The organism is Cytophagales bacterium (assembly GCA_019456305.1).
Lineage (GTDB): Bacteria > Bacteroidota > Bacteroidia > Cytophagales > VRUD01 > VRUD01.
In genome coordinates, this window is the sequence record VRUD01000012.1 from 50,524 (window position 1) to 68,669 (window position 18,146).

Consider the following 18,146-nt stretch of genomic DNA (forward strand, 5'->3'; position numbering starts at 1 on the left):
TTATAACTGCGAAACCGTTTTCCCCTTCGGATATTTCACTGAAAACTTAAAGAGCACTTTCTTCGTTTCAGCAGGTTTGAGGGCTAATTTCCAGGTGAGTTTCCCGGTGTTTTTATTGTAAACAGCGCCGGAAGATTCAATGAGCTCTACCTCTATCTGGCTCTGTTTGGAAACAGGCGCCTGGTCTTCAATGGTTATTTCAATAAGGTCTCTTTTGATATTTCTTACAGAAAGCTCATAGGCAAAAGTTTCTTTTATATTGGTGCCTATCACTCTTCTCTTAGTAAGGTCTTTTATCTTTTCACGCTTGATGATCACCTTTTTATCTCTGCCTAAGGAAATATCCAGCGTATCTCTTATGTTTTGCACATCCAGTATTGATTCTGCTACATAAGTTCCCTCAAAATAGATGTTTGCCTTACCGGAAAGTAAATTGTACTCTTCCCAGCCGGTTACTTCCGCTACCAGAAAAGCATCTTTATCCATTTTGGGAATTGCAAAATGTTTGTAGCCGGCAGAAAGCTCGTATTTTTGTATATCTATTAGTTTTGGCTTGCCATCGGATGAAACCGAGTAAGGCAGGGCGATCTTGAATTCAGTGGCTACAGACGACTCGGTTACTTGTGTAAAATCTGCTATGGATTCAGCTTTTTCCATTTCCTCGAGTGTTACTGCATAATCTGCTCTACTGCTTGCTGCAGGTGCAGGAAAAGACCTGCTCTGTGGCTTCATCTTACCTTTTTTCTGATACGATATTACAACAGGCGTATAAAAATCCACATACCAGGCAGCTAATGAAGGTTTGGTACCACCCTGGGCAGGATTTGCGGTAGAAAGAGTAAATTTTACTTTGTTCCAATCTACGCCTGTGTTCTGCCATACATTGGCTTTATAGCTTAACTGGATGGGGCTCCTGGTGTCTTTAGCTCTTAAGTCATATATCGGGACCCAGCCTGCATTTTGAACTAAATAATTTAATTCCAACGTAGCTGTGGTTTTTGCTTTTGCAGAAACGCTCACCAAGATTTCACCCGTAGGCTGGTTTCTTCTTTTATTGAGCTCATTGAGCTGGCTATTAATTTTTACTACCCTTTTGTTTATTTTTTGCATTTTTCTATCATTTTTCAAACGCCTGTTTCTAATGTCGGTCAACCTGGTTCTGAAGAAATCTGCGGCTCGCTGCAATTCAGCTATTGAAACCCCATTATCCTGTCCGCCAATAGCCTGGTTTTTAAGGATCATAATTTCTTCTTTGGTCAAAACATCCACTACATTGGCATACTGTTCCAACTCCCTCTGATAGTATCTTAGAGAATCTTCTAATTTAATAAGCTTCGGTGTTTTTTTCTGCTGATCCAGATAATTGACCTTATGCTGCACAGACATGATAACGATGCCCCCTTTACCCGAAGCCTGGATGCTTTGCTTATCTATATATGCGGATAGATTGTCAAAAACCAGGTTGGTTAAACCTGCATCAACAGTAGTCTTAGCGGCCCTGGTTATTTGTGCTTTGTTAAGAAATACCGTTACATGCTTAATATTTGAAGCGAGTGTTTTCTCTGTGTCAGCATTTGCTGAATATATAGTTGAGAATAACGCAATAATGAATAAAGAGCTATTTTTCATGATAAAATAGTGTTTAATGTTGTTTAGGTGTTCGCGTGTTCATGCGTTCAAGAGAACTAACATTAACACGTGAATACTTGAACACATTAACACATTTGGCTCTATTCTAAATATTGGTTGATAGTAATTATAAAAACAGTTGGCAGTTGGCATTTTCAAGTTGGTTCCGAGTACTCGGGAGCAATTGGCAGTTGGCAAAAAACTCCCTCGTCAAAGGCGAGGAAAGATTTGCCAACTGCCAACTGCATTTTGCCAACTTATTGAATTTACTGAGCCGAAAACCGATCCCGAGTACTCGGGATCATCCAATATTTAGAAAAGAGCCACACATTTTTAAGATCTCTCATTTCAATATCTCTTTCCCTATCACCATTTTTTGAATCTCAGAAGTACCCTCACCAATTGTACACAGTTTTGAATCCCTGTAATATTTTTCGGCAGGATAATCTTTGGTATAGCCGTAGCCTCCAAATATTTGTACAGCTTCGTTGGAGACCCTCACCGAAACTTCTGAAGCGTAATATTTAGCCATTGATCCTTCTTTATTAACAGAAAAGCCCCTGTTTTTCAGATCGGCTGCTCTATAGATCAATAATTTTGCTGCTTCTATTTCGGTAACCATATCCGCAAGTTTAAACGCAATAGCCTGAAATTCTGATATTTTTTTGTCAAATTGTTCTCTTTCTTTGGAATAGGCGAGTGCCGCTTCATAAGCACCTTCGGCAATTCCCAGTGCAAGCGCAGCAATAGATATCCGTCCACCGTCCAATACTTTCATAGCCTGGCCAAAGCCTTCCCCTACTTTGCCCAGCATATTATCTGCTTCCACACGGCAATTTTCAAAGATCAGCTCAGTGGTTTCAGAAGCGCGCATGCCAAGCTTGTTCTCTTTCCTGCCGGAAGAAAATCCGGGTGTGCCTTTTTCAACAACAAAAGCTGTGCTGTTATGACTCTCACGCGGCTTTCCTGTACGAACGATAACCACTGCCACATCACCGGACTTGCCATTGGTGATAAAGTTTTTAGTTCCATTGATCACCCAGTGATCACCGTCAGGAATTGCTGTTGTTCTCATAGCTGCGGCATCAGAACCTGTATTGGGTTCTGTCAATCCCCAGGCGCCTATCCATTCAGCGGTTGTTAGTTTAGGCAGCCATTTGTTTTTTTGCTCTTCAGTTCCAAACTGGAGAATATGGCCGGTACACAAAGAGTTATGTGCTGCTAACGAAAGCCCGATAGACCCGTCTATCTTAGATATTTCAGAGATAACAGTTACGTATTCCAGGTATCCGAATCCGGCTCCGCCATATTTTTCGGGCACCAATACGCCCGTCAACCCCAGCTTGCCCATTTCTTTAAATACCTTGACAGGAAATTCCTGGCTTTCATCCCATTCCATCATTTTGGGTTTGATGTACTTTTCTCCAAAATCACGGATCATCCGGGAGATCATGTTTTGGTTTTCTGTGAATTTAAAATCCATAACGTACGAATGGGTGCCAGGTGGAAACCCCGAAGAATTTTCCCCCGAGTCATTCGGGGGGACAGGCGGGGCAGGCACCTGACACCACATTAAAAAGACAAAAGTAAAAAATTTTATTCCTTTTTACTTCTTTTTTGAGGATTTTTACTGAGAAACAGGCTATCTGGCAGGGAATATTGTAATATCAAAGCAGAAAGGTTTTATTTTTAAAAATTTTTATTAATAGTAATAATACTCCTCCGGCACTTTCTTGTAAATTGGTATCAGCCAGCCAAATTTTATCCCCCATAGCGTATCAAATCTTTTCGTTTCGTCCTTTGCCATGGTATCAAAATTAAAATCCCGCCTGCTTTTGGTCCATGCCTGGGTAAATTCAATATTGATGAAAAAGTTAATCCGCTTTTTTTTATCCAGGTAGAGGTAGCCAAAACTTTCCGTTATCGCTGATCCATTGGTCAGTCTGTCATAGCCTTTAATATAATCTCCGGCTATTTGTGGTACTGTCCGGGTAATATCCTGTATCTTTATTTTATGTTGCAACAAGCCATATCCTATCAATACAAAGCATCCTGAGTTGGCATTAGCCTTTAATATTTTATAATTCCATAATTTACCAACTTTTATAAAAGGTAATTTCATTCCTCTTTCAGAGATCCTTACTTCGGCAAACAACCCATCGCTCCCAATGATCTCCCCACTTTCTGTTTTTATACCGTCTAAAATATTATCCTCCTTTACATTGTCACCCCATAAAAAATTGCCATCAATGCCAATTATCCAGTTGCTTTTCGTTTTGAAAAAGAACCCTCCTCCAATCTCTGCATTATTGCCAAATCTGTCCGCCATATCACCTCCGGGTAATTCATAGCCTGTATTAACAAAAAAAACAGGTATATTCGCAGCAGTGTCCTTTATTTGCGCAACCAGGGTAAAGGGGGAAAGCGCATAGAGCATAGAGCATAGCGCATAGCGCATGGTGTATAGCATATGGCGCATGGTGTATAGCATATGGCGCATGGCGGGCATATGCCCGACCGTATGGTCGCATGACGTATGGCGAATAACGCATAGAGCAAGGACCATAGCATTGAACGCCATGCACTTTGCTCTATGCGCTATGCTCATAACAACTTTGGTCATTTCAAAACAAAATTAGTAATTTTAATCATAAAAATATAATTTTGCATACCTTTGCGTATTGATGTTATTAAAGTTTAATATACAAATGCAGTAGTAAAGCTCTATCATGATGAATTGGGGACAGTAAATTTAATGGAGTTCCTATACGCTCATTCTGACAATTTGATTATCACAATTTCCGATCTAACCAATAATTTTAGTTCATGGTTTTTGGTTATTAGTTTTAGTTATTTGGTTATTAGTTTTAGTTCATTGGTTCAATAGTTTGCTAATGCCGGACTCATGGCACGACCAACAAACTAAAAAACTATAACCATAAACTATCAAACCATAACCAAAAACTAACAACCAAAAACTAAATATTTTGCCATTTTTAATTCGCAATTATGAATATAGCAGTAATTGGAACCGGTTACGTAGGCCTGGTTACAGGAACCTGTCTGGCAGAAACAGGTAATAGTGTAATATGTGTTGATATTGATGTGGAAAAGGTCCGGAAAATGAAACAGGGCATCGTCCCGATTTATGAACCTCACCTGGATATTATTTTCAAAAGAAATCTAAATCAAGGAAGATTAAGCTTTACAACCAGCCTTGAAAAAGCTGTAGCAGAAGCCAGCATCATATTTTTAGCATTACCCACACCTGCTGATGAGGATGGTTCGGCAGACCTCTCTTATGTTCTTGGTGTTGCTGAAGGGTTAGGGAAGCTTATTAATGATTATAAGGTGATCGTGGATAAGAGTACCGTACCAGTTGGAACGGCTGAAAAAGTAAGAAAAGCCGTATCAAAAAATGCTAAAAACGATTTCGATGTGGTTTCAAATCCAGAATTTTTGAGAGAGGGATATGCCGTTGATGATTTTATGAAGCCTGACAGAGTAGTCATCGGTACGAATTCAGAAAGGGCAAAAAAGATCATTGAAGAGCTTTATAAACCATTCGTTCGCCAGGGTAACCCCATCATTTTTATGGACGAAAAGTCTGCAGAGCTTACGAAATATGCTGCAAATGCTTTTCTGGCCACTAAAATCTCTTTCATGAATGAGATTGCCAATTTGTGTGAAAAAATGGGCGCTGATGTTGATATGGTTAGAAGTGGAATTGGAGCGGACAATCGTATAGGAAAGCGTTTCCTGTTTGCTGGAATTGGTTATGGCGGGAGTTGTTTTCCAAAAGACGTCCGGGCGCTTGCTAAATCTGCCAGTGAATACCAGTATGATCCCAAAATCCTTAAAGCAGTAATGTCGGTCAATGAAACGCAATCCCTTGTAATTGTGACAAAGATAAAAGAATATTACCAGGGTCATCTGAAGGGAAAGAAAATAGCGATCTGGGGGCTGGCATTTAAGCCGGATACCGATGATATCCGGGAGGCTCCTGCTTTAATTGTCATTCGTGAATTATTAAAAGATGGCGTAAAAATAACAGCTTTTGATCCTGAAGCAATGGATAATGTAAGGAAAAAAGGGATTAAAATTACGTTTGCCAATGATCAATATGGTGCTCTTGAAAATGCTGACGCATTGATCATAGCTACGGAATGGTCAATATTCAGAACACCCGATTTTGATAAAATTGTAAAGCTCATGAAACAAAAAGTGATCTTCGATGGCAGGAATTTATACGATACTGATCAAATGAAAAAATTGGGGTTTTACTACAATAGTATTGGTAGGGAAGTTGTAAAAAGGAAATAAAGGAATAAGGAAATAGGGAATTCATCAATTAATGGTAATTCAATGGCAAAGGACAGTAGACAATAGACAAAAGACAAATAGACAATAAACAAGACAATTGCAATCAAGTTATAATAGAATATTATGTTTAAATTTAAAGAATTAACCGTGTAAATATATTTCTGAAAAAACTAAAAATGATTGGTTTGAAAAAGAACACGAGATTGGTAAAATGTTAAATCATATGATAAATTATCCTGAAAAATATACACGTAAAAAAAACAATTAATCTATTGTCTTATTGTCCATTGTCTATTGTCTACTACCATTGAATTACTACTGAATGACACCTAAATCAAGGTCTCAAAATAACAAATGCACGCTGGTAACCGGCGCTGCAGGATTCCTCGGTTCTCATCTTTGTGACAGGCTTATCAAAGAAGGCTTTCATGTGATCGGGATTGATAACCTGATAACGGGCAGCTTAAAAAATATTGAACACCTGTTTCCTTTAAAAGAGTTTGAGTTCTATCATCATGACGTTTCAAAGTTTGTACATATTCCCGGTAACTTAGACTATATTCTTCATTTTGCATCCCCGGCCAGCCCGATAGATTACCTGAAAATGCCCATCCAAACGCTTAAAGTCAGTTCATTGGGGACACATCATCTTTTAGGTCTTGCAAAAGCTAAAAATGCTACGATACTGGTCGCTTCTACATCTGAGGTTTATGGCGATCCGCTTCAGCATCCACAAAGTGAAGACTATTGGGGAAATGTCAACCCGATCGGTCCAAGAGGTGTGTATGATGAGGCAAAGCGATTCCAGGAAGCTATTACCATGGCATATCATAGATTTCATAAGATTGATACACGTATAGCCCGTATTTTTAATACCTACGGGCCAAGAATGAGGCTTGATGACGGACGTGCCCTGCCGGCATTCATAAGCCAGGCAATCAGGGGTGAAGATATTACCGTTTTTGGTGACGGCTCACAAACCCGCTCATTTTGTTACGTAGATGACCTGGTAGAAGGGATATTCAGATTACTGATGAGTGATTACGTATATCCTCTTAACATTGGCAACCCTGATGAAATAACGATCAAAGAATTTGCTGAAGAGATCATTAAATTGGTAGGTGGCAAGTCGGCAAAGATAGTTTATAAGCCATTACCTGAAAATGACCCAAAACAGCGAAGGCCTGATATAACCAAAGCCAAAGCCATACTGGGGTGGCAACCAAAGATTTCAAGGAGTGAAGGTTTAAAAATAACATTAGAATATTTTAACAAAGTATTGGTTGAAAACATTGAAAAAGTTGGCAGTTAACAGTTGACAGCAGACAATTTTGTTAACTGCTTTTATTATGAACTATTTTGCCCACGAAACCACAGTAATTGATGAAGGCTGCCAGATAGGTGACGGCACTAAGATCTGGCATTTTTCGCATATTATGCCAGATTGCGTGATAGGCAAAAACTGTAATATCGGGCAAAATGTAGTTATTTCACCACAAGTTGTCTTGGGTAATAATGTCAAGATACAAAATAATGTGTCGGTTTATACCGGGGTGACCTGTGAAGATGATGTGTTTTTAGGTCCATCCATGGTTTTTACGAATGTAACCAACCCGAGAAGCGCTGTAAACAGGAAAGAGCAGTACGAAAAAACGCATGTAGGCAAGGGAGCTACTATCGGAGCCAATACAACCATTATTTGCGGCAATGATATTGGGACTTTTGCGTTTATCGGTGCAGGAGCAGTTGTTACAAAGGCTGTACCTCCTTATGCCCTGGTAGTAGGAAATCCCGCAAGGCAAATTGGCTGGATGAGTGAATATGGGCACCGGCTGGATTTTGATGGGAATGGGTTGGCAACTTGCCCTGAAAGTGATGAAAAATACGCTTTGCAAGGTAATGAGGTAACAAAGTTGGCAATTTAAGAACATAACTATGAGTCCACTCTAAAAAGTAAAAAATTGAAAAGAAATCGTTTCTCGCAAAGACGCAAAGTTCGCAAAGGATTGAATATCAATTAGTTAAGTATATAACTTTGCGCTCTTTGTCCCGAGTACTCGGGAAGAACCAAAAACACTTTTTAGAGTGGACTCAACTATATAAATTGATTAAAAAGTAATATAGCCACTAATTATTTCTATAATAAATAAATTCGTGAAAATTAGTATAATTCGTGGCTAAACATTGAAATTCCGATACTAAAAAATCAGTCATGAGTACATTAAAGCAAAAAAAACTTTTTGAAAGAAATCAAAGAATCTGTAAACAGATTTTAAGCGGTAAACACCTTACCAAAGTTAATAAAGAATTCGGATTAACCTACACTAGAGTACAACAGATTTTATCTGAAAAATTCAATATAAGCTATCAGGACATACTCAAAGAAAGAAGGCAAAAATTATTTCAGCATCGCCTTAAATTAATAACTGAAAAAGCTAAAGAATTAGGAAGAATACCAACCCGAAGAGAAATGAGCAAAATTTTCGGTATAGTGGGCTCTCGTCATATTTCTTATGCAAAAATTCTAAAACAAAAAGGTTATCAGTACGCAAAAAAAGGTTCATCATCAAACCGAATAGATGACGAAGCATTATTACAATATCTTAAAGATCTATCCAACCGGCTTGGCAGAACTCCTGGTGCTAAAGATATTAACAGGGGCCAAAAATTTTCTCATCTAAGCTATTATAATCATTTTGGCTCTATTACAAAAGCCCAAAAGTTAGCAGGGCTAAAACCCAACAAAAGGGGTTATACTTCAAATATTTTTAAAAAATAAAGTGTACAAAAAATTAATCAATAAAGAATCTTACCTCGCAGTAATAGGCCTTGGCTACGTGGGCTTGCCCATTGCGCTGGAATTTGCCAAAAAGGTAAAAGTGATCGGCTTTGATATCAACGCTAAAAAAGTGGGCATGATGAAAGATCATGTTGACCCAAGCGGTGAACTTGAACCAAAAGCGTTTGAAAATTGCGATATAATTTTTACTCACAACACTGAAGACCTCAAAAAAGCCGCCTTTTACATAGTTGCCGTACCAACACCGATTGATGTTTATACCATACCTGATCTTAATCCTTTGCTTTCAGCCACCCGTACAGTTGGTAAGGTATTAAAAAAGGGAAACTATGTTGTATATGAATCCACGGTTTATCCCGGATGTACCGAAGAGGAGTGCATACCAATTCTTGAACAGGGATCAGGGTTGAAATTTAAAAAGGATTTTAAGGTCGGCTATTCACCTGAAAGGATCAACCCGGGTGATAAGGAGCACACATTACCGAATATAATAAAAGTTGTTTCAGGATGTGATAAGGAATCGCTGGAAAATATTGCTAAGATATATGAAATAGTTGTAAGCGCTGGTATTCATCGTACCTCTTCTATCAAAGTAGCCGAAGCTGCCAAGGTTATTGAGAATACGCAAAGAGATCTCAATATCGCTCTTATGAACGAATTGTCAAGGATCTTTGACAGACTCAATATTAATACTTACGAGGTATTGGAGGCAGCCGGAACGAAATGGAATTTTTTAAAATTTGTCCCGGGTTTGGTGGGGGGGCATTGTATTGGCGTTGATCCTTATTATCTTACATACAAAGCAAAGGAATTAGGGCATAATCCTAAAGTAATTTTAAGCGGTAGGCAGATAAATGACGGGATGGGGGCTTTCATTGCTAAAAAAACTGTACAATTAATGATAGAATACGGCAAAGATATTTATAGATCCAAAGTATTGATCATGGGGGTTACTTTTAAAGAAAATGTGAGCGATATCAGAAATTCAAAAGTCGCTGACATTGTAAATGAACTAATATCTTTTAGCGTTGAAATTGACATTGTTGATCCTCTTGCATCTTCAGATGAACTAAAGGAGGTATATGGTTTGACATTAGCTAAGAAAATTGGAAAAAATTATGAAGCCATCATCATTGCTGTTAATCATAAAGAATATGCTGACCTGAATGAATCCTATTTTCAGTCTATTACCAATAATAATGCTGTGATTGTTGATGTTAAAGGTATTTATAGAAATAAAATTAAGAATTTGACTTACTGGAGCCTTTAGAAGAAGTTGGCAGTTGGCAGTAGGCAGTTGGCAGCAGGCAGTTGGCATAGGGTAGAAGATGGTAATACGGTAATACGGTAATATGGCATTTTGAAATATTAATATTTTGATATATAAACCTTTTTTTATCCAAATTCGATTTTTTGTCAAATAAAAAAAAAATACTCGTAACAGGAGGAGCGGGCTTTATAGGTTCTCATACAGTAGTGGAATTATTTAATGCCGGTTATCAACCCATTATTATAGACAATTTTGTTAATTCCAGTCCTTATGTTCTGGAAGCGCTGGAAAAGATACTTGGCGAGCAGGTAAAGTGTCACAAAATTGATTGTTGTGATGATGGTGCATTGGCTAAAGTTTTTTCTTCTGAAGAAAATTTTTTCGGGGTTATTCATTTTGCTGCCTATAAAGCTGTAGGAGAATCTGTAGAAGAGCCGTTAAAATATTACAAAAATAATATTGGCTCAACCGTGGCTTTACTGCAGGCAATGCTAAAGTACAATATTAATAACCTGGTTTATTCTTCATCCTGCACGGTTTATGGCCAACCGGAAAAAAACCCTGTCAATGAGGAGTCACCTGTTATCCCGGCAGAGTCACCTTATGGAAAGACCAAACAGATATGTGAAGAAATTATACGAGACGCGATTAATGCTGTAAATCAGATTAGCAATCCAACCTTCAAAGCAATTTCATTAAGGTATTTTAACCCTATCGGAGCACATCAATCGGCTCTTTTGGGTGAGCTGCCCCTTGATGTTCCAAATAATCTTGTGCCTTACATCACCCAAACCGCTGCAGGGACCAGAAAAGAATTAACAGTGTTTGGGAATGATTATGACACCCCGGACGGTAGTTGTATCAGGGATTATATCCATGTGGTTGACCTGGCAATTGCTCATGTAAAAGCAATAGAATTTCATAATAATACAGGGTACGAAGTTTTTAATATCGGTACAGGAAATGGCAATAGTGTGCTGGAAGTTGTTGAAACCTTTGAAAAAGTTACAGGCTTAAATCTAAAGTATAAGATAGGAAAAAGGAGGCAAGGTGATATTACTAAAATTTATGCTGAAGTTAATAAAGCCAAAAAAGTTTTGGGCTGGGAAACTAAATTAACGCTTGAAGATGCTTTGAGAGATGCGTGGAATTGGCAGTTACAATTAAAGAATATAAAAATTTAAACTTTGGAAAAAAATATTCTAATTACCGGAGGTGCAGGTTTCATCGGCTCGCACGTAGTAAAACTGTTTGTCAATAAATATCCTCACTACAAGATATTTAACCTGGACAAGCTTACATACGCTGGTAATCTTGCCAACCTTAAAGATATTGAAGAAGTACCCAATTACACATTCATTAAAGGCGATATAGCTGAACCTTCTTTTATTGATGGCCTGTTTGGTAAATATAAGTTTAATTCAATTATTCATTTAGCGGCCGAGTCCCATGTTGACAGATCTATCGTCAGCCCGATGGATTTTATTCAAACAAACATCATCGGGACAGTGAATCTGTTAAATGCAGCAAGGCAAATATGGGAGAAATACTCCACTATTAGCCAAAACCTTGAATCAAAAACCCGGAACCCGAAACCCGAAACCCGAAACTTGTTCTATCATATTTCCACAGATGAAGTCTACGGATCATTAGATGATAGCGGATTTTTCATTGAATCTACTCCTTACGATCCCCGTTCACCCTACTCTGCTTCAAAAGCCAGCTCTGACCATTTTGTAAGGGCTTATCATAATACCTATAAATTGCCGTTCGTGATCTCCAATTGCTCTAATAATTACGGACCTAACCAGTTTCCTGAAAAGCTAATTCCACTATGCATCAATAACATTAAGAATAATAAACCGCTTCCAATTTATGGTAGGGGTGAAAATATACGTGACTGGCTATATGTTGAAGACCATGCAAGGGCGATTGATTTGATTTTCCATAAAGGCAATGTTGGAGATACCTATAATGTAGGTGGTGTAAATGAGTGGAAAAATATTGACCTGATCAGGCTTCTTTGCAGGATAATGGATAAAAAGACCGGACGGCCTGCAGGAAGTTGTGGCAGTCTGATCACTTTTGTAAAAGACCGTCAGGGGCATGACCTTCGCTACGCTATTGATGCTTCTAAAATCATGAATGAATTGGGGTGGAAACCATCTCTGAAATTTGAAGCAGGCCTTGAAAAAACGGTTGACTGGTATTTAGCAAATCAGCAGTGGCTGGAGAGTGTTACTTCAGGCGCTTATCAGAAGTATTACCAGGAGCAATATGGGTAGTAAGTAGACAGTAGACAGTAGACAGTAGACAATTGACAAAAAAAAGAGACAGCAGGGAATGGCTTATAGTTTTAACTGTGACTATTTACTAATTTACAATATCTAATTTTCCACATGAGCCTGAAGAAATTCAGGTTTATAAATTCAATAATTCAACTTTAAATTCGTATATTCGCATATAAGATTATATAAATATAAAAACATTTTGTAATTTTGTAATCTGTGTAAACTTGTTTATTAACATGGACAACTTTTCTTACATTTCAAATGCCGACCCATCCTATATTGATGTGCTTTACAAAAATTACCGTGAAGACCCCCATTCAGTGGATATTAGCTGGAAAAAATTCTTTGAGGGATATGATTTTTCATTAGCGAAATATGGAGATAACGGTGGGTCAACAGTGGCCGCAGAAGTTCCGGAAACATTTCTTAAAGAAGCAAATGTTTTAAACCTGATCAGGGCTTACAGACAACGAGGGCATCTGTTTACCAAAACCAATCCAGTCAGGGAACGAAGGGAGTATAAGCCAACCCTTGAATTGCATAATTTCAATTTATCTGATGAAGACCTGGACACTGTTTTCCAGGCAGGTGTGAATATTGGAATTGGCCCCGCAAAATTGAGCCATATCATTGCGCATCTTCAGCAAACCTATTGCCAGTCAGTTGGCGCTGAGTATATGTTTGTTCGTAAACCGGAGGTGGTAGAATGGCTGCGGGAAAAAATGGAAACCACTAAAAATACGCCCGACTTTTCAATAGACGAGAAGAAGCATATCCTCCGTAAATTAAATGAAGCGGTTGCCTTTGAACAATTCCTGCACACTAAATTTGTAGGTCAAAAGAGGTTTTCATTAGAGGGCTGTGAAACCATTATTCCTGCTTTAGACGCAGTGATACAAAAAGGAAGTGACCTTGGCATTGAAGAATTTGTGATCGGAATGGCACATCGAGGCAGGTTAAATGTGCTTGCAAATACATTGCATAAATCTTACGAAGAAATTTTTGACGAATTTGAAAGCAGGGCCTACGAAGATACCTTATTTGACGGTGATGTTAAATACCACATGGGATTTTCAAGCGATGTAACTATGGCATCGGGTAAAAAAGTTCACCTTTGCCTTGCAGCCAATCCTTCTCACCTGGAAGCTGTGGATCCTGTTGTTGAAGGTATGACACGTGCAAAATTAGATGTTAAATATGATTATGACAGCAACAGAATAGCCCCGATCCTGATACATGGCGATGCTTCCATAGCAGGCCAGGGCGTAGTATATGAAGTGCTCCAAATGTCTCAATTGGATGGCTATAAAACAGGCGGTACGATACATATTGTAATTAATAACCAGATCGGTTTCACGACAAATTATTTAGATACGCGGTCAAGCACTTATTGCACTGACCTGGCAAAGGTTACACAATCACCGGTGTTTCATGTCAATGCCGATGATGTTGAAGCTATTGTATTTACCATACAATTAGCCATGGAATTCAGGCAAAAATTTCACCGCGATGTTTTTATTGACTTGTTAGGATATAGAAAACATGGACACAACGAAAGCGATGAGCCTAAATTTACACAGCCTCTTTTTTATAAAGCAATTGCAAAACATCCCAATCCCAAAGAAATATACAAGCAAAAACTGAAAGAAAATGGAAACTTTGACGCTTCTATAGCCCAGGAAATAGAGGCAGAATTTAAAAATTTGCTGCAGAAAAAATTAGACAAGGTAAAGACCCGGAAACCTGGGGTGACAAAGGTTGAAAAAACCTTAAACGCACAATGGTCGAATTTAAGAATATCCGAAGAAAAAGATTTTGAAAAATCTCCGGGTACTGGGGTAGATAAGAAGATACTTAATAGGATTGGCATGAAAATGCTGGAAATCCCTTCTGAAATTAAAGTATTTAAAAAAATTGAGAAGCTGTTTGAAGAGCGAAAAAATATGATCAGGGAAGGCAAGTTAGATTGGGCATTGGGAGAACTATTGGCCTATGGTACGCTGGTGGATGAAGGATACCAGGTTAGATTTAGCGGACAGGATGTAGAAAGAGGTACTTTTTCACATCGCCATGCGGTTGTAAAATTAGAGGATTCCGATGAGGAATATATTCCTTTGCAATATATCAGTGTTAAACAAGCTCCATTCAAAATTCATAATTCATTGCTTTCTGAATATGCTGTATTGGGTTTTGAATACGGATATTCAAGCGTTTCTCCTAACTGTTTGGTGATCTGGGAGGCACAGTTTGGAGATTTTGCCAATGGCGCTCAGATCATCATTGATCAATTTATCAGCAGCGCTGAAGACAAATGGATGAGACAAAATGGATTAACCATGTTTTTGCCCCACGGCTATGAAGGCCAGGGCTCTGAACATTCAAGCGCTCGTTTGGAACGGTTCCTTTCACTTTGTGCAGAAGACAATATGCAGATCGTCAATTGCACAACGCCCGCCAATTTCTTCCATGTGCTGCGCAGGCAAATGCACCGGGAATTTCGTAAACCAACCATTGTTTTTACGCCTAAAAGTTTGTTACGTCATCCTCGGTGTGTTTCTAAAATTGATGAATTTACAAAAAACGGGTTTAAAGAAGTAATAGATGATGATCTGATCAATAAGGATAAGGTTAAAAAAGTATTATTCTGCAATGGAAAAATATACTATGACCTGCTTTCGAAAAGAAGCGATTTAAAAATAAAGGATGTGGCCTTAATTAGAATAGAGCAACTGTATCCTTTCCCGCTGAAGCAATTGAAAACTATCATAACCACCTATAAAGCTGTAAAAGAGTGGTTCTGGGTGCAGGAAGAACCTGAAAATATGGGAGCGTGGTCGTTTTTGTTAAGAACTTTTAAGGAAGTTGATTTGCAATTGATCTCAAGGCATGAAAGTGCAAGTCCGGCTACAGGTTCCAGTAAGCAGCATGCGATGCAGCAGGAAGAGATTTTGGAAAAAGCGCTGAATGGTTAAAAAAGCATTAGGGCATCTCTAAAAACTACATATTTTTTAAAACACACCCCTTGCCCCTCTTGATAGAGGGGAATGTATGGTGTAGTTTTTAGAGATGCCCATTATTTAATAAAAAAACTATGAGCATAGAAATAAAAGTCCCAACCGTAGGCGAATCCATCACAGAGGTCACCGTAGCAAACTGGATGAAAAATGATGGAGATTACGTGGAATTAGATGAAATTTTGTGTGAATTAGAATCAGATAAAGCTACTTTTGAGCTGAATGCAGAAGCTGCAGGCCTTTTACATATTATAGCTAAGGAAGGTGATACGCTGGAGATCGGAGCAATTATTTGCAATATAGATACGGATGTTTCAGCTAAACCTAAGGAGAAAGCTTCTCAAACTGAACCTGCAATACCTGTAGAAACTCAACCAGCTATTCAAAAAGATACCCCTGATCTCCCTGAAAAAACAGAAAAGGTTGTTGAAACTGCTGAAGTTGCAGGAAAGAGCAATTATGCTGCAGATCATCCATCCCCTGCTGCTGCTAAAATTTTAGATGAAAAAGGTATGAAACCTGGAGAGGTTGATGGAACCGGTAAAGACGGCAGAATTACTAAAGAAGATGCCATAAAAGCCGAAAAGCAGCCAGCAACAAGTACCCTACATCCGGCATTCAACCGCATCGAAAGACGTGAAAAAATGTCAAGTTTCCGGAGAACCATTTCCAGAAGGTTGGTCGCAGTAAAGAACGAAACTGCCATGCTCACCACCTTCAATGAAGTGAATATGAAGCCTATTATGGATCTGCGAAAAAAGTACAAAGAACCATTTAAAGAAAAATATGAGGTAGGCCTGGGTTTTATGTCGTTCTTTACCAAAGCCTGTTGCCTGGCGTTGCAGGAATTTCCTGCGGTAAATGCGATGTTAGATGGAGACGAGATCATTTATCATGACTTTTGCGATATTTCTATTGCAGTATCAGCCCCAAAAGGATTGGTGGTTCCTGTAGTAAGAAATGCAGAATCTTTGAGCTTTGCAGAAATAGAGAAAGAAATTGCAGATCTGGCTGCCAAAGCAAGAGACAACAAGATCACCATTGAAGAGATGACCGGTGGAACATTCTCAATTACAAACGGAGGTGTGTTCGGCTCCATGATGTCAACCCCCATTCTCAACCCGCCTCAATCTGCTATCCTGGGTATGCACAATATCGTTGAAAGGCCCGTTGCCATAAGTGGCGAAATAGAAATCCGCCCCATGATGTTCGTAGCATTGTCATACGATCACAGGATCATTGATGGCAGAGAGTCTGTGAGTTTTCTGGTGAGGGTGAAAGAGCTGCTGGAGGATCCTGCGAGGTTGTTGTTGGGGATTTGATTTTTTGGGGGATAAAAATCATTATTACGAGGACATAGGCGTGCCACCCCCGAGTAGAGACGCCCAATTTGGTCGTCTCTACTCGGGGGTGGCACGCTTGGTTAATATCTTAATAATTTTTTGTATATTTGAAAAAAATAATATAAAAATGTTTAACTATGTTACCTACCCAAACCATAAAATTAGATAAAGAGCAGTTGCATTTCCTCAAAAGGCATAAAGAATATGGTTTTCATAGTGAAAGTGAATTATTGCGATTTGCCCTTGAACTCTTTAAAAAAAAAATCAGCAAAAAAAATGAATTAATAAAATCTGCTGATTTATATGCAGAATTGTATGAAAAAGATAAAGAAACGCAATATCTAACTGAATCAGCAATATACGATTGGGAATGATGAGAAAAGATTTAAAAAGGGGGATGTTAATCACTGTAAATCTAAACCCGGTGAAAGGCTCCGAAACAGGGAAAATTCGTCCGTGTATTATTGTTACAAATGATATTTATAATGCCAGGCATAATTTCAAAGAGCATGGCATTGATGTAAAAGATTTGAAGGTAAATATGGGCAGAATGATTGGCCGTAAAGACCAGGTTGTGAAGGAGATATGTGAGGGAGTAAAATTTTTGATGAAAAGGAAAATATCAAAATATTGAAGGAAATTTTATCTTAAAATTATTTTTCTTACTAATGCGTTTTTATACTGTGTATGGGTATTAGATTTTACAAAATACATCCCTTTTGGTTGATCAGAAATATCAATGGTAAATTGTGAATTTGATATATTTTCTTTCTCATAGATCAATCTACCCAATATATCATGCAGAGTAATTGACCAAAATTCACCGTTTAGAAGCGTTTGATTGATTATTGTAAATGTTCCATCACTTGGATTGGGTAAAACATATACTGAGCGGAGTGAATTTTTCTCTTCATTGACACTCGTTGGTAATAGGGAGATAATTATTGAATCTGAATCTGAACACTCATTTGAATCGATGACCTGTACAATATAAGTTCCTGCTGAATCAACGGTTATGGTTTGTGTATTTTCCCCAGTATACCAGCTATAACTTATAAATTCTGTGCCTGCATCAAGGGTTATTGAACAGGTATCACAAATAGAAGTGTCGTTGCCTAAATCAACAACAGGATTTGTAACCGATATATCAGTTACGATAGTAAATGCATTATTAACAAAGGTGGTATGATATTGAACATCAACACCTGATTGTACTGTAATGTTTGTAGAGCCTACTACGGTTGCAGCATTGGTTGTTATGGTAGCAGTTGATGAGGCGATATTACAACCGACATTGCCAAGAGAATCAGTTTTAATCAAGTAAACATCATAGCTTCCTGCTCCAAAGCTTTCGGTGGCTCCTGTTGCAATAATGAATCCGTCCTCTGAGGTTTGCAGTACAGAATATAAGTTATCAGTTCCATTTCCCCCAAAAGTTTTTGTCCAGAGCGTATCTCCGTTTGCATCGGTTCTGAT

At 38.4% G+C, this 18,146-nt stretch carries 15 protein-coding genes; 11 read left to right on the top strand and 4 right to left on the bottom strand.

What is annotated here, in order from left to right; genetic code table 11:
- The 3 genes from FVQ77_04175 to FVQ77_04185 form a co-directional block, all read right to left on the bottom strand.
- Entirely contained in the window at window positions 1–1,629 is a 1,629-nt protein-coding gene (locus tag FVQ77_04175; protein MBW8049530.1) for a DUF4139 domain-containing protein, read from the bottom strand.
- 343 nt (window positions 1,630–1,972) lie between these two features.
- Window positions 1,973–3,112 carry an acyl-CoA dehydrogenase gene (locus FVQ77_04180; GenBank protein MBW8049531.1) on the bottom strand — a complete coding sequence of 380 codons (1,140 nt, stop codon included), beginning with the start codon at window positions 3,110–3,112 and terminating at the stop codon, window positions 1,973–1,975.
- Window positions 3,113–3,331: 219 nt separating this feature from the next.
- On the bottom strand, window positions 3,332–4,252 hold the full coding sequence (locus tag FVQ77_04185) for a hypothetical protein (GenBank protein MBW8049532.1): 921 nt from the start codon (window positions 4,250–4,252) through the stop codon (window positions 3,332–3,334).
- 386 nt (window positions 4,253–4,638) lie between these two features.
- Between FVQ77_04185 and FVQ77_04190 the strand changes: the two genes are divergently transcribed.
- The 11 genes from FVQ77_04190 (at window position 4,639) to FVQ77_04240 (ending at window position 17,304) form a co-directional block, all read left to right on the top strand.
- A complete protein-coding gene (locus tag FVQ77_04190) occupies window positions 4,639–5,952 on the top strand; it encodes a UDP-glucose/GDP-mannose dehydrogenase family protein (protein ID MBW8049533.1) in 1,314 nt (437 codons plus the stop codon).
- A 322-nt stretch (window positions 5,953–6,274) separates the two neighbouring features.
- Window positions 6,275–7,264, top strand: a complete 990-nt coding sequence (locus FVQ77_04195) for an SDR family oxidoreductase (protein ID MBW8049534.1) — start codon at window positions 6,275–6,277, stop codon at window positions 7,262–7,264.
- A gap of 34 nt (window positions 7,265–7,298) precedes the next feature.
- Window positions 7,299–7,877 carry an N-acetyltransferase gene (locus tag FVQ77_04200; GenBank protein MBW8049535.1) on the top strand — a complete coding sequence of 193 codons (579 nt, stop codon included), beginning with the start codon at window positions 7,299–7,301 and terminating at the stop codon, window positions 7,875–7,877.
- A 287-nt stretch (window positions 7,878–8,164) separates the two neighbouring features.
- Complete coding sequence (locus FVQ77_04205) at window positions 8,165–8,731, top strand: hypothetical protein (GenBank protein ID MBW8049536.1); 567 nt, start codon at window positions 8,165–8,167, stop codon at window positions 8,729–8,731.
- A 1-nt stretch (window position 8,732) separates the two neighbouring features.
- Entirely contained in the window at window positions 8,733–10,022 is a 1,290-nt protein-coding gene (locus FVQ77_04210) for a nucleotide sugar dehydrogenase (protein ID MBW8049537.1), read from the top strand.
- A gap of 143 nt (window positions 10,023–10,165) precedes the next feature.
- Complete coding sequence (galE, locus tag FVQ77_04215) at window positions 10,166–11,206, top strand: UDP-glucose 4-epimerase GalE (protein ID MBW8049538.1); 1,041 nt, start codon at window positions 10,166–10,168, stop codon at window positions 11,204–11,206.
- 3 nt (window positions 11,207–11,209) lie between these two features.
- Window positions 11,210–12,307, top strand: a complete 1,098-nt coding sequence (gene rfbB / locus FVQ77_04220) for a dTDP-glucose 4,6-dehydratase (GenBank protein MBW8049539.1) — start codon at window positions 11,210–11,212, stop codon at window positions 12,305–12,307.
- Between the two features lie 242 nt (window positions 12,308–12,549).
- The gene (locus FVQ77_04225) at window positions 12,550–15,285 is read left to right on the top strand and encodes a 2-oxoglutarate dehydrogenase E1 component (GenBank protein MBW8049540.1); all 2,736 of its coding nucleotides are present in this window, start codon (window positions 12,550–12,552) and stop codon (window positions 15,283–15,285) included.
- Window positions 15,286–15,404: 119 nt separating this feature from the next.
- The gene (gene odhB, locus FVQ77_04230; GenBank protein ID MBW8049541.1) at window positions 15,405–16,649 is read left to right on the top strand and encodes a 2-oxoglutarate dehydrogenase complex dihydrolipoyllysine-residue succinyltransferase; all 1,245 of its coding nucleotides are present in this window, start codon (window positions 15,405–15,407) and stop codon (window positions 16,647–16,649) included.
- A gap of 158 nt (window positions 16,650–16,807) precedes the next feature.
- Window positions 16,808–17,044 (top strand): hypothetical protein, encoded by a 237-nt coding sequence (locus FVQ77_04235; GenBank protein MBW8049542.1) that lies wholly within the window; start codon window positions 16,808–16,810, stop codon window positions 17,042–17,044.
- A complete protein-coding gene (locus FVQ77_04240; protein MBW8049543.1) occupies window positions 17,044–17,304 on the top strand; it encodes a hypothetical protein in 261 nt (86 codons plus the stop codon). Before FVQ77_04235 ends, FVQ77_04240 begins: the two co-directional genes overlap by 1 nt.
- An 8-nt stretch (window positions 17,305–17,312) precedes the next feature.
- On the opposite strand, the gene FVQ77_04245 is transcribed toward FVQ77_04240, so the two are convergent.
- Window positions 17,313–18,146, bottom strand: an 834-nt coding sequence (locus tag FVQ77_04245) for a T9SS type A sorting domain-containing protein (GenBank protein ID MBW8049544.1), incomplete at its 5' end; no start/stop codon positions are given.

Bases quoted from the DNA above. Each gene is read 5' to 3' on its own strand.
- FVQ77_04175 (MBW8049530.1), bottom strand. From the start codon at position 1,629: ATGAAAAATAGCTCTTTATTCATTATTGCGTTATTCTCAACTATATAT.
- FVQ77_04235 (MBW8049542.1), top strand. From the start codon at position 16,808: ATGTTACCTACCCAAACCATAAAATTAGATAAAGAGCAGTTGCATTTC.
- odhB (MBW8049541.1), top strand. From the start codon at position 15,405: ATGAGCATAGAAATAAAAGTCCCAACCGTAGGCGAATCCATCACAGAG.
- FVQ77_04185 (MBW8049532.1), bottom strand. From the start codon at position 4,252: ATGACCAAAGTTGTTATGAGCATAGCGCATAGAGCAAAGTGCATGGCG.
- FVQ77_04205 (MBW8049536.1), top strand. From the start codon at position 8,165: ATGAGTACATTAAAGCAAAAAAAACTTTTTGAAAGAAATCAAAGAATC.
- FVQ77_04190 (MBW8049533.1), top strand. From the start codon at position 4,639: ATGAATATAGCAGTAATTGGAACCGGTTACGTAGGCCTGGTTACAGGA.
- FVQ77_04240 (MBW8049543.1), top strand. From the start codon at position 17,044: ATGAGAAAAGATTTAAAAAGGGGGATGTTAATCACTGTAAATCTAAAC.
- FVQ77_04180 (MBW8049531.1), bottom strand. From the start codon at position 3,112: ATGGATTTTAAATTCACAGAAAACCAAAACATGATCTCCCGGATGATC.
- FVQ77_04195 (MBW8049534.1), top strand. From the start codon at position 6,275: ATGACACCTAAATCAAGGTCTCAAAATAACAAATGCACGCTGGTAACC.
- FVQ77_04225 (MBW8049540.1), top strand. From the start codon at position 12,550: ATGGACAACTTTTCTTACATTTCAAATGCCGACCCATCCTATATTGAT.